The 13,052-nt window shown below is 64.8% G+C and carries 8 protein-coding genes; 3 read left to right on the forward strand and 5 right to left on the reverse strand.

Features of this window, described 5'->3' with window-relative positions; all coding sequences use genetic code 11:
- The first annotated feature begins 87 nt into the window (after window positions 1-87).
- Entirely contained in the window at window positions 88-1,317 is a 1,230-nt protein-coding gene (locus D2V17_RS07100; protein ID WP_119592387.1) for an NADP-dependent isocitrate dehydrogenase, read from the forward strand.
- A gap of 99 nt (window positions 1,318-1,416) precedes the next feature.
- Window positions 1,417-3,021 carry a bifunctional GNAT family N-acetyltransferase/carbon-nitrogen hydrolase family protein gene (locus tag D2V17_RS07105; protein WP_119592388.1) on the forward strand — a complete coding sequence of 535 codons (1,605 nt, stop codon included), beginning with the start codon at window positions 1,417-1,419 and terminating at the stop codon, window positions 3,019-3,021.
- Here the strand turns inward: D2V17_RS07105 and putP are convergent, their stop codons facing one another.
- Window positions 3,022-4,482 carry a sodium/proline symporter PutP gene (putP, locus tag D2V17_RS07110; RefSeq protein ID WP_119592389.1) on the reverse strand — a complete coding sequence of 487 codons (1,461 nt, stop codon included), beginning with the start codon at window positions 4,480-4,482 and terminating at the stop codon, window positions 3,022-3,024.
- A gap of 161 nt (window positions 4,483-4,643) precedes the next feature.
- Between putP and D2V17_RS07115 the strand changes: the two genes are divergently transcribed.
- Window positions 4,644-6,386: a cation:proton antiporter domain-containing protein gene (locus tag D2V17_RS07115; protein WP_483950239.1), complete on the forward strand. Its 1,743-nt coding sequence runs from the start codon at window positions 4,644-4,646 to the stop codon at window positions 6,384-6,386.
- 28 nt (window positions 6,387-6,414) lie between these two features.
- Here D2V17_RS07115 and alaS read toward each other — a convergent pair whose 3' ends face one another.
- The 4 genes from alaS to D2V17_RS07135 form a co-directional block, all read right to left on the reverse strand.
- Window positions 6,415-9,078 carry an alanine--tRNA ligase gene (gene alaS / locus D2V17_RS07120; RefSeq protein WP_119592390.1) on the reverse strand — a complete coding sequence of 888 codons (2,664 nt, stop codon included), beginning with the start codon at window positions 9,076-9,078 and terminating at the stop codon, window positions 6,415-6,417.
- A 91-nt stretch (window positions 9,079-9,169) separates the two neighbouring features.
- The gene (locus D2V17_RS07125; RefSeq protein WP_119592391.1) at window positions 9,170-9,991 is read right to left on the reverse strand and encodes a class I SAM-dependent methyltransferase; all 822 of its coding nucleotides are present in this window, start codon (window positions 9,989-9,991) and stop codon (window positions 9,170-9,172) included.
- 230 nt (window positions 9,992-10,221) lie between these two features.
- The gene (gene recA / locus D2V17_RS07130) at window positions 10,222-11,289 is read right to left on the reverse strand and encodes a recombinase RecA (RefSeq protein ID WP_119592392.1); all 1,068 of its coding nucleotides are present in this window, start codon (window positions 11,287-11,289) and stop codon (window positions 10,222-10,224) included.
- Window positions 11,290-11,424: 135 nt separating this feature from the next.
- A complete protein-coding gene (locus D2V17_RS07135) occupies window positions 11,425-13,035 on the reverse strand; it encodes a DUF4139 domain-containing protein (RefSeq protein ID WP_119592393.1) in 1,611 nt (536 codons plus the stop codon).
- Between the last annotated feature and the right edge of the window lie 17 nt (window positions 13,036-13,052).

A 13,052-nucleotide genomic window follows, 5' to 3' on the forward strand; every position in this document is an offset into this window, starting at 1 on the left:
CGCCTTCGCTTGCGCTCGCGGCTGTGCCCCCGTAAGAGGCTCGCCAAACCCACTTCCGCAAACATTCGCTAGAGACAGGGACAGTTTATGGCCAAAATCAAGGTACTCAATCCGATCGTGGAGATCGACGGCGACGAGATGACGAAGATCATCTGGCAATGGATCCGCGAACGGCTGATCCTGCCCTATCTCGACGTTGACCTGAAGTACTACGACCTCTCGGTCGAAAAGCGCGACGAGACCGACGACCAGATCACCATCGACGCCGCCAACGCGATCAAGCAATATGGCGTCGGCGTGAAGTGCGCCACCATCACCCCCGACGAAGCGCGCGTCGAGGAATTCGATCTCAAGCAGATGTGGCGCTCGCCCAACGGGACGATCCGCAACATCCTCGGCGGCACCATCTTCCGCGAACCGATCGTGATCGACAACGTGCCGCGCCTCGTGCCCGGCTGGACCGACCCGATCGTGGTCGGCCGTCACGCTTTCGGCGACCAGTATCGCGCCACCGACACCCTGATCCCCGGCGCCGGCAAGCTGCGCATGGTGTTCGAGGGCGACAACGGCGAGAACATCGACCTGCTGGTCCACACCTTCGACCAGCCCGGCATCGCCGTCTCGATGTACAACCACGACGAATCGATCCGCGACTTCGCGCGCGCCAGCTTCAACTACGGCCTCGACCGTGGCTGGCCGGTGTACCTCTCGACCAAGAACACCATCATGAAAAAGTACGATGGCCGGTTCAAGGATCTGTTCCAGGAGGTGTTCGACACCGAGGGCTTCAAGGAGAAGTTCGAGGAAGCCAAGATCTTCTACGAACACCGCCTGATCGACGACATGGTTGCCGCCGCGCTCAAGTGGAGCGGCAAGTTCGTCTGGGCCTGCAAGAACTACGACGGCGACGTGCAGTCCGATATCGTGGCCCAGGGCTTCGGCTCGCTCGGCCTGATGACCAGCGTGCTGATGACGCCCGATGGCAAGACCGTCGAAGCTGAAGCCGCCCACGGCACCGTCACCCGTCACTATCGCCAGCACCAGCAGGGCAAGGCGACCAGCACCAACCCGATCGCCTCGATCTTCGCCTGGACGCGCGGCCTGATCTATCGCGGCCGGTTCGACAACACGCCCGACGTGGTGGCCTTCGCCGAAACGCTGGAGCGCGTCTGCGTGAAGTGCGTGGAAGATGGCAAGATGACCAAGGATCTGGCGCTGCTGATCGGCCCGAACCAGAACTGGATGACCACCGAGCAGTTCTTCGAAGCCATCGTCGAAGGCCTCGAAGCCGAGATGAAGGCACAGGGTCTCGTCTGAGGCTGCGGTGTCTCGCGGAACGGCCTGCCGACCGCGAAGTTATCATGAAGGGGCGCGCGACGGCGGTCGCGCGCCCCTTTTCGTTGTACAGGAGATCGCATGACCAAAGCCCGCCTCGAAGTCCGCGCCGCCGTTCCCGCCGACGTCCGCCGCATCGCCGCCCTCGCCAAGCGCGTTTACGAGGACTTCGTGCCCTATACGCAGGGCGAAATTCGCGGGCAGATCAACAACTACCCCGAGGGATGCTTCGTCGCCGTGCTCGACGACAAGCTGGTCGGCTATTGCGCCACCATGCGCATCGGCGGCGAAAAGGCGCTGCGTCCACATACCTGGGACGAGATCACCGGCAACGGCTACGGCAGCCGCCACGAGGCCACGGGCGACTGGCTCTACGGCTACGAAATGTGCGTCGATCCCAAGGTGCGCGGCACCCGGATCGGACGGCGGCTCTATGAAGAGCGCCGGTTCCTTGCCGAGCAGCTCGAACTGAAGGGGATCGTCTTTGCCGGGCGCATGCCCAACCTGCAACGAAGCTGGCGGCGGGTGGAGAGCGCAGAGGACTATCTCGACAAGGTCGTGGCGGGCAAGATCCACGATCCGGTGCTCCGCTTCCAGCTCGCCAACGGGTTCGAACCGCTGGCGGTGCTGCCCGGCTATCTCCCCGAGGACCGGCGCAGCCGCGGCAATGCGGTGCAGATGGTCTGGCGCAACCCCTTCGTCGATCAGGAGGCGAGCGCACAGCTTTCGGTGCCGCGCGGGATCGAGAACGTCCGCATCGCCGCCTGCCAGTTGCAGGCCCGCGCGGTGAAGGACTTTGACGAGTTCATCCGTCAGGTGCGCTATTTCGTCGATGTCGCAAGTGATTATGAGGCGGACTTCATCCTGTTTCCCGAGCTGTTCACGCTGATGCTGCTGAGCGCCGAGGAGGAGGAGCTGTCCCCGCTCGAAAGCATCGAGCTGCTCTCGCGCTACACCCCGCGCATTCGCGACACGCTGTCGGAGATGGCGCTCAAGTTCAACATCAACATCATCGGCGGCTCGCACCCCACGCGGATGGACGACGGCGACATCCACAATATCGCCATCGTGTGCCTGCGCGACGGTTCGATTCACGAGCGCGAGAAGATTCACCCCACCCCCAACGAGGCCTATTGGTGGAACATCAAGGGCGGCGATTCGATCGACGTCATCCAGACCGACTGCGGCCCGATCGGCATCCAGATCTGCTACGACAGCGAGTTCCCCGAATTGTCGCGCCGTCTGGTCGACCAGGGCGCGCGGATCATCTTCGTGCCGTTCTGCACCGACAGCCGGCAGGGTTACATGCGCGTGCGCTATTGCGCCGCAGCGCGGGCCATCGAGAACCAGTGCTTCGTGGTGATGGCGGGCAATGTCGGCAACCTGCCCAATGTCGGCAACATGGACATCCAGTATGCCCAGAGCTGCATTCTGACCCCCTGCGACTTCCCCTTCGCCCGCGATGGCATTGCCGCCGAGGCAAGCGAGAACGTCGAGACGCTGACGATCAGCGACGTGAACCTTGCCGACCTGTCATGGGCCCGCGCCGAGGGCACGGTGCGCAACCTCGCCGACCGGCGGCACGACCTCTACCGCATCGAGTGGAACGAGGACGGCGGCTCTGCGGGTGCGGGGGAGGTGCAAGGCCCCGCCCCGCGTCGTGGCCATGGCCCCGGCGGCGGCTGATCAGGCGGAGGCGGCTGCTGATTCCTTTGCGGTCGCCTTGCTCACCAGCCAGATCGCCAGCCATGCGGCGGCAAAGCCGGGGATAATTTCGTAGATCCCGGTCGCCTCAGCGGCCCCGGTGAATATCCATGCGACGACCACCACGGTGCCCGTCACCAGACCGGCCAGAGCGCCCGCACCCGTCATCCTGCGCCAGACCAGCGACAGGATGATCAGCGGGCCGAAGGCAGCGCCAAACCCGGCCCAGGCGTTGGAGACGAGGCCGAGCACCTCGCTCTCGGGATCGGCGGCAATGACGATTGCGGCAATCGACACCAGCAGCACGCAGATGCGCCCGACGTTGACCATCTCGCGCTCGCTCGCCTGCTTGCGCAGGAACAGGCGATAGAAGTCCTCGGTCAGCGAGCTGGAGCTGACCAGCAGCTGCGAACTGATCGTGCTCATGATCGCCGCCAACAGCGCCGCGAGCAGGAAGCCGGTAATGAACGGGTGGAACAGCGTGTTCGCCAGCAGGATGAAGATCGTCTCGGGATCGGCCAGCTCGATGCCGGGATGCAGCTCGACATGGGCGCGGCCCACCAGCCCGACGCCAAGCGCGCCGATCAGCGCCACCAACATCCAGCTCATCCCGATGTTGCGCGCGGTTTTGATGCCCCCCTCGCGCACCGCCATGAACCGCACGATGATATGCGGCTGACCGAAATAGCCCAGCCCCCAGGCGATGGCAGAGAGGAAGCCGATGGCCGACAACCCGCCAAACCAACTGAGAAAGTTCGGATCGACATCGCGCAGCGTTGTGGCAACCGTGCCAACGCCGTCGTCAAGCAGCACCACCAGCGGCATCAGCACCAGCGCCACCACCATGATGCAACCCTGCACGAAATCGGTCAGGCTCACCGCGAGAAAGCCGCCGACCATGGTATAGGCAAGCACCACCCCGGCGGTGAGCACAACGCCGGCCATATAGGGGCTCATGCCAAGAAGCGGCTGATCGAGAAAGCTCGCCTCGAACAGCTTGCCACCGCCGACCAGCCCTGCCGCGCTGTAGACCGAGAAGAACAGCACCACGATCAGCGCCGACACCACCCGCAGCGCGGTCGCCTTGTCGGGGAAGCGGTTGGCAAGGAATTGCGGGATCGTCAGCGAATTGCCGTAAGACACGGTCTGTTCACGCAGGCGCGGTGCCACGATCATCCAGTTGGCCAGAGCCCCCACAAACAGCCCGATCCCGATCCACGCCTCGACCAGGCCGGAAACATACAGCGCGCCCGGCAACCCCAGCAGCAGCCAGCCCGACATATCGGAGGCACCGGCCGACAATGCCGCCACGGCTGGAGGCAGATTGCGCCCGCCGAGCAGGTATCCTTCGGAATCTTCGGTCGATTTGCGCCAGGCGTAGAGCCCGATGGCAATCATGAGAACAAAGTAGAGGGCGAGCGAAATGAGGGTCGGCATCTCCATGCCCCCTGACATACGGATGCTCAGCAGCTTGTCACCCTTTCCGACCAAATTCGTCAGGAAACTGCGTCTTTGTGCGCTTTATCGTAATATTATCGTTGTCCTGCGATGCACTTTTGTCGATAACCGGCACCATGCATGCATCCGCCCACCTGTCACCAATGATGTCCAATGCACTGGTGATCCTTGGAGCGGCGGGAATAGTCATCCCTCTGTTTGCCCGCTTTCGGATCACCCCGATCATCGGGTTCATCCTCGTTGGCCTGCTGGTCGGCCCCTATGGGCTGGGCCGCATGGTGGCGGACTATCCCTGGCTCACGCACATCACCATTTCCGAGCCGGAGGGCCTCGAACCGTTTGCCGAGTTCGGCATCATCCTGCTGCTGTTCACCATCGGGCTGGAGCTGAGCTTCAAGCGTCTGTGGCAGTTGCGCAAGCTGGTGTTCGGGCTGGGCGCGCTGGAAATCATGGTGATCGGCGCGCTGATAACCGCGATCCTCTATTACACCGGGCAATACTGGACCGGCGCGCTGGCATTGGGCCTTGCCCTCGCCTTTTCCTCCACCGCGCTGGTGCTGCCGATCTCGGGCACCACCTCGGCGGTGGGCCGCGCGGCGCTTTCGATGCTGTTGTTCGAAGACATCATGATCGTGCCGGTGATCTTCCTGCTCGGCGCGCTTGCCCCCTATGCCGATGCGGACGGGATGGCCGGCCTGCTGTCGACCCTCTGGCAGGGCCTGTTCGTGGTGCTCATCATGATGGTCGGCGGACGGTTGGTGCTGCCACGCCTGTTCGCGCAGGCCGCGCGCACCAAGAGCCCGGAGATCTTCCTCGCCGCCTCGCTGCTGGTGGTGATCGGAGCAAGCCTTGCCACCACCGCGGTCGGCCTGTCACCGATCGTGGGCGCGCTGATCGCCGGGCTGCTGATCGCCGAAACCGAGTATCACAGCGAGGTCGAGGGGATGATGGAGCCGTTCAAGGGCCTTGCCCTCGGCGTGTTCCTGCTCACCGTCGGCATGGGGATCGACTTCTCGATGGTGTGGGACAACCTCGGCACTATCGCGTTGGCGGTGGTCGGCGTGCTCCTGCTCAAGGCCGTGGTGACCGGCGTGCTGCTGCGGTTCATGGGCGCCCGGCGCAGCACCTCGGTGGAAACGGGCATCCTCATGGCGAGCCCCTCGGAGACCACGCTGATCGTGCTGACCGCCGCCACCAGTGCAGCGCTGGTGAGCCGGGAAGTGGGTCAGTTCTGGCAAACCGTGACCGCGATTGGCCTCACCATCACCCCGCTGCTGGCTCTGCTCGGCAAGAACCTTGCAGGACGGATGGACCCCGCCCCGACGCTGGAAGAAGTCGACGAGAACCCGCGTGCGCCGCATGTGGTGGTGATCGGCCTCGGGCGTGTCGGGCGGCTGGTGGCGCAGATGCTGGCGCGGCACGAGAAGGCCTACATCGCCATCGATTCCAATGCCGATCTGGTCGAGGATGCGCGGCGCGACGGCTATGTCGCGATCTATGGCAATGCGATGCGTGCCGACGTGCTCAACAAGATGGGCATCGCCAGCGCGCCCGCCGTGATCCTGACCATGGACGAACACGTGCTGGCCCAGCAGCTCGTCCGCAAACTGCGCCAGCAGTACCCCGACCTGCCGATCATCGCCCGCGCACGCGACAGCGTGCACGCGGCCGAACTCTATCGCAGCGGCGCGACCACCGCGGTGCCCGAAACGCTCGAAAGCTCGCTCCAGCTATCCGAAGCGGCGCTGGTCGATCTTGGCGTGCCGATGGGACCGGTGATCGCCTCGATCCACGAAAAGCGCGACGAAATGCGCGAGAAAATCCAGCGCGGGGCCGACCTCGCCGAAAAGCCGAAGCTGCGCACCAGCACCGCCGAAGTCGCATCCTGACGACGCGGCTTCGGCGCGCCGTTATGCGTTAGCCCGCGATCAGCGCACGCACGGCGGCGATGGCATCATCGGCCTTGTCGCCGTCGGGTCCGCCGCCCTGCGCCATATCAGGACGGCCACCGCCGCCCTTGCCGCCCAGCGCTTCCACGCCCGCACGCACCAGGTCGACGGCGCTGAAACGCCCGGTCAGATCATCGGTGACGGCAGCGGCGAAGGCAGCCTTGCCCTCGTTCACCGCGCAGATTGCCGCGATCCCCGAGCCCATGCGGCCCTTGGCTTCATCGAGCAGGCCGCGCAGTTCCTTGGGGTTCATGCCGTGCAGGACCTGCCCCGAGAAGGCGACGCCGCCGATATCCTCATCCGCCGCCGGAGCCGCGCCGCCAGCACCGCCGCCGCCCAAGGCCAGCTGCTTCCTGGCATCGGCCAGTTCGCGCTCAAGCCGCTTGCGCTCGTCAACCAGCGCCGCGACCCGTTCTTCGACCTCCTCAGGTGAGGTGCGTAGCGTGGCAGCAACAGACTTCAGCGCCTCCTCGCGGCCCACGACCCACTGGCGTGCGGCCTCGCCGGTCAGCGCCTCGATCCGGCGCACGCCCGAAGATACAGCGCTTTCGGACACGATGCGGAACAGCGCGATGTCGCCGGTGGCGCGCACGTGGGTGCCGCCGCACAGCTCCACCGAATAGGTCCGCCCAGAGCCGCCGAAGTTGTCCTGCCCCATCGAGAGCACGCGCACTTCCTCGCCGTACTTCTCGCCGAACAGCGCCATGGCCCCGGCCTCGATGGCCTCGTCCGGGCTCATCAGGCGGGTGGAGACCTCGTTGTTGGCGCGGATCTGCGCGTTCACCTCGGCCTCGATCGCGGCGATATCCTCGCCAGTGAGCGGCTTGGGGTGCGAGAAGTCGAACCGCAGCCGGTCCGCCGCCACCAGCGAGCCTTTCTGCGTGACATGGTCGCCGAGCAGGTTGCGCAGCGCCGCATGCACCAGGTGCGTGGCCGAGTGATTGGCGCGAATGGCAGCGCGGCGCGCGGCATCGACCGCGAGGTGCACCGTGTCGCCCACGCTGATTTGTCCGGCCTCGATGGTGCCGTGCATCGCATGCAGACGCCCAAGCGGCTTCGACGTATCGGTGATCGTAATCTTGAGCCGGTTGTCCCCGGTGACGATACCCGCATCGCCAGCCTGACCGCCGCTCTCACCATAGAACGGGGTCTGGTTGGTGAGCAAGATCACCTCCTGCCCGGCATCGGCGCTGGCAACTTCCTTGCCGTCAACCACCAGCGCGACCACCCGGCCCTCGCCCTTTTCTGAGGTGTAGCCGGTGAACTCGGTCGCGCCTTCGCGCTCGACCACATCGAACCAGACCTCGCTGTCGGCCGCCGCGCCCGAGCCCTTCCACGCCGCCCGCGCTGCCGCCTTCTGCTGGGCCATGGCCGTATCGAAGCCCTCGCGGTCGACGCCGATGCCGCGCGAACGCAGGGCATCTTCGGTCAGATCGTAGGGGAAGCCATAGGTGTCGTAGAGCTTGAAGGCCGCCTCGCCGGGGAGGTCCGCGCCCTCGCCCAGCGTGGCCACTTCATCATCGAGCAGGCGCAGACCCTTTTCGAGCGTCTGCCGGAAGCGGGTTTCCTCGCGTTCGAGCACCTCGGTGATGAGCGGCTGCGCGCGCGCCAGTTCGGGGTAAGCCTGCCCCATTTCGGTGACGAGCGCAGGCACGAGACGGTGCATCAGCGGACGGTCGGCCCCCAGCAGGTGCGCATGACGCATGGCGCGGCGCATGATCCGGCGCAGGACATAACCACGGCCCTCGTTCGAGGGCAACACGCCGTCGGCAATCAGGAAGCTGGTCGAACGCAGGTGATCGGCGATCACCCGGTGGCTGGCAATCTGCTCGCCCTCGGCCTTGGCCTTCACGAGGTCTTCGCTCGCTTCGATCAGCGCGCGGAAGGTGTCGGTCTCGAACACGTTGTGCACGCCCTGCAGCACGGTCGAAATGCGTTCGAGGCCCATGCCGGTGTCGATTGACGGGCGCGGCAGGTCGCCGACAATCGCGTCGGCTTCCTGGATGTGCTGCATGAACACGAGATTCCAGATCTCGACGAAGCGGTCGCCATCCTCGTCGGGCGATCCGGGCGGGCCACCGGCGACCGAAGGGCCGTGATCCCAGAAGATTTCCGAACAGGGGCCGCAGGGGCCGTCCGAGCCCATGGCCCAGAAGTTGTCCTTGGTGGCGATGCGGATGATCCGCTCGTCGGGCAGCCCGGCGATCTTGCGCCACAGGTCGGCGGCCTGATCGTCGGTGTGATAGACCGTGACGCTCAGCCGCTCGGGATCGAGGCCCAGTTCGCGCGTGACCATGCCCCAGGCCAGTTCGATCGCGCGTTCCTTGAAATAGTCGCCGAAGCTGAAGTTGCCGAGCATCTCGAACAGCGTGAGATGGCGCGCGGTGTAGCCGACGTTATCGAGATCGTTGTGCTTGCCCCCGGCGCGTACGCACTTCTGACTGCTGGTGGCGCGCGGTGCAGGCGGCGTTTCGAGCCCGGTGAACACGTTCTTGAACGGCACCATCCCCGCGTTGACGAACATCAACGAGGGATCGTTGTAGGGAACCAGCGGTGCCGAAGGCACAACCGTGTGATCGTTGGCCGCGAAATAGTCGAGAAATGCGCGGCGAATGTCGTTGGTCGAGTGCATCGCGCCGAATTAGGGCCTGTTCGCCTGCTCGACAAGCATGTTACGCGCACAATGGACAGGCATCGTTAACGCCTGCCCCGCTCCGGCACTGCTACCCGCGTTTTGCCGTGACCACCCAGGCCGCCGCCGGCAGCGATACGATGCCTTCCCGGCAGTTGCGTTCGGATAGCGCATCGAGCCTGGCAAAGAACGTCTGACGCTCATGCTCATCGAGTTCGCCGAGCGCTCTTGCAGCGGGACCGATGGCGCAGAAGTAGTCGCGCGCATCGGCCACCGGATTTTCACCGCCGCCGACGATCATCGGAAAATCGACCGGCGCGAAGTTTATCTCGGTCCACCCACTCGCGGACAGAATCTGCTCGACATAGGACGCATCGGCAAAGGCGAAGGGGCCGGGCGCACGCGGGTCGGGCGATTGCGGCGACGACGGCAGGAGCCGTGCAACCTCGGTCATGAACGGATTGAGCGAGGGCGCGCGAAAGCACGAGAACAAGAGCTTGGCCGAAGGCGCAGCGACGGCCGCAAGGTTAGCAAAAGCACCCACCGGATCGTCAAAAAACATCACGCCGTGCCGCGACACAATCTGATCGGGCACAAAATCATCGTCGGGCTTCCAGGTCGCGGCATCGGCGCAGACGAAGGCGACGTTGTTAAACCGCTCCGCGCGGGTCTGCGCGGCCTCGACCAGCTGGGGCGAAATGTCGATGCCGCGCACCTCGACACCGGAACGGTTGCGCACGATGGCCAGCGACAGTTCCCCGGCCCCGCAGCCAATATCGAGCACTTGCCGATAATTCAGGCCGCGCAGGCGGGTGAGCAGGCTTTCGGTGAGAACGCCGAAGCTACGGTCGGTCCGGCGCCAGTTGTCGGCCCAACTCGCGCCCTGGCTTCCCTGCCATGCAATCTTGTCCAAATGCCCTGCCTCTATCTGATGGCCCGGTTGTGGGGTGGGCCCACATTCCCTGCCCCTTGTGCAAGCGAACCATGCACCCAAAAGCCAGCATGGCTCAAGTGCGTGACAGTGCGAATAGAAAACAGCGCGAATGCGAAGAAGCCGACGCTCAGGCACTGGGCAAGTACCACGGCGTCGGCTCCGGTTCGCAAGGGGGGCGGCCTGCGTTGCTGCCCGGCCCTTCTTGAGGATCAGTCTTCGGAGTCCGCGTCCGGCCCCGTCATCATCTCCTCGGCGACCGCATCGGTCTGGCTGCGAATCGCAGCTTCGATCCGGTCGCAAATCTCGGGATTTTCCTTGAGGAAGGTCTTGGCGTTCTCGCGGCCCTGACCGATGCGGATGCTGTCGTAGCTGAACCACGAGCCCGCCTTCTCGACCACCCCGGCCTTCACGCCGAGGTCGAGGATCTCGCCGATCTTCGAAATGCCTTCGCCATACATGATGTCGAACTCGACCTGCTTGAACGGCGGGGCGACCTTGTTCTTCACCACTTTCACGCGTGTGGAGTTGCCGATAATATCGTCACGGTCCTTGATCTGACCGGTGCGGCGGATGTCGAGACGCACAGAAGCATAGAACTTCAGGGCATTACCGCCCGTTGTGGTCTCAGGGTTGCCGTACATCACGCCGATCTTCATGCGCAGCTGGTTAATGAAGATCACCATGCACTTCGAACGGTTGATCGAACCCGTCAGCTTGCGCAGGCTCTGGCTCATCAGGCGAGCCTGCAGGCCGACGTGGCTGTCGCCCATCTCGCCCTCGATCTCGGCGCGCGGCACCAGCGCGGCGACCGAATCGACCACCAGCACATCAATCGCGTTCGAGCGCACCAGCGTATCCACGATCTCCAGCGCCTGCTCGCCGGTGTCGGGCTGCGACACGATCAGCTCGTCGATATCGACGCCAAGCTTCTTCGCATAAACCGGATCAAGCGCATGTTCGGCATCGACGAAGGCCGCGGTGCCGCCCGCCTTCTGCGCCTCGGCGATCACGTGCAGCGCGAGGGTCGTTTTCCCTGAGCTTTCCGGGCCATAGACCTCGATCACACGTCCCTTGGGCAAGCCGCCCACGCCAAGCGCAATATCGAGGCCGAGCGAGCCGGTGGAAATCGCTTCCACCTGCATGGCTTCCTTCTGGCCCAGCTTCATGGCGGAGCCCTTGCCAAAGGCGCGATCTATCTGTGCGAGAGCGGCGTCCAGCGCCTTCTGACGGTCCACGGTTTTGCGATCCTCTTCAACCAGCTTCAATTGGGTAGCCATGACACGGTCTCCGCTCTGTCGCTAGGGCCTGATGCCCTTCGTCCACGAGACCTGTGTACGCACTTTGTTCCATGAGAACAAGAGTGGAACATAGAATTTCCTACATTTATCCTGTCAGCCCCGCAAAACGCAGGATCAGCGCAGGGTCGAGCGCATCTGCCAGTCGAAGTCGGTGGTCGAATTCGCCGGGACCTGCACCTCGACATAGCGCACTCCGTTCTTCGTCCGCAGCCGTTGGCGGGCGAATCGGTAATCCCACCCCGCTTCCTCCCCCAGCATGATTCGCAGCGTCACGCTGTGCAGATTGGCGTTGGTGACGCGCGCGCGCATCGGCATCCAGCGGGCACCATAGGTATCGGGCTCCGCCGCACCGAGCCGCGCGCATTGCGTGAACACTTCCGGGCTTCGACCGATATCCAGCTCGACATCCTGCCCCACCGCATAGTCGCGCAGGTCCAGTTCGTTCACCAGCAGGTCGCCCGCTGGCGAAGGTTCGAACAGCGCCATATTGCCGAGCGGCAGCGCCGCACCAAGGCCGTGCGCCTCGTCGTTTTTCGTCACCAGCATCAGCATGACGGGGGTGAAATCCGCCTGATCGTTATTATCGGGAAGCGGCGTCCACGGCGCGCACTGGTCGGCGCGATAGACGATCCTCCCCTTGACCTCGGGCCGGTCAAGAAAGGCCACCTGCTTAAGCCCCTTGGCTGAAACCGTGACCGGTTCGGGCACGCGATAGAGCTTGAGGTCGCCGAGGTCTTCCTCGCTCGCGATCATCGAGGCGGTAACGACGATTTCCTCGTCGGACTCGGCGCGCGCACGCATCGCGACCGGCGCATACATGACCATTCGCGCAGGCGGCGGGGCCGGAGGGTTAAAGGAGGCTTCGGGCGAGCCGCGCGCCGTGCTGCCAATCGGATAACAGGTCAGCCGCAAGGGCCGGGCGCGCGGCGGCTCGGCCAGACCCTCATAATCGCTCTCGACGTTGATCGTGCCTGCCACGGCCATCAGATCGGCGTTCTCGAAGCTCTGGCCATTGTCGTTGAGCAGTGTCAGCCAGCTTACCAGCCGCAGCCGCGCATTGTCGCGCGCCCCCGCTTCGGAGAGCGTGGCGACGTAGTTCGCCTCCCAGTCGAAGCCCCAAGCGAGGTATGACAGCGTCACCGTGTAGGTGCCGCCGCTGGCGTCACGGGTGTCGATGGAGAACACCGGCTCGGACGAGAGCCCGGCGGGCACGCGCTCGAAGGCGACACTTTCGGGCAGGCCCGAACAGCGCACCGGCTCGAAGCCCTCGCTGGTCTGGAGCACCAGACCGCCATCGGCGCGGGTGCGGACAATCGCGCTTTCGCTGGTCTGCGCCCCGGTGCCGGGGTTGGTGCGGGTGATGCGCACGCGGTTGCCAAGCGTCCCGTCGACCAGTGCGGCGGGGCTCAGGAGGTCGGCATTGCGGTTCTTCTCGATGGTGCCGCCGGGCAACCCCGTGACGATGGCCGAGACCGCCACCATGCCCTCGGCCACGCCGGTGAAGCGGATGCGCGATTCGCCCGGTGGGAGCGTGACCGTGCGGACCTCGGAGATCATCGCGAAGCCTTGCGGGTTGTCGCGGTCGAGCCGGTCGCCGGGCGCGCGGTTGGGGTCGCGGTAGATGGTGACGGCTTGTTGGGTGGGGGCGGAGGCGTCGACGGTAGCGCGGTCTTGCGCGGCGGCGGGGGCGGCGAAGCCCAAGGCGAGTGTGAGCAGAGCGACCACTCCCCTCCCGTTTACGG

The sequence above is a fragment of the Aurantiacibacter xanthus genome, assembly GCF_003584015.1.
Classification (GTDB): domain Bacteria; phylum Pseudomonadota; class Alphaproteobacteria; order Sphingomonadales; family Sphingomonadaceae; genus Alteraurantiacibacter; species Alteraurantiacibacter xanthus.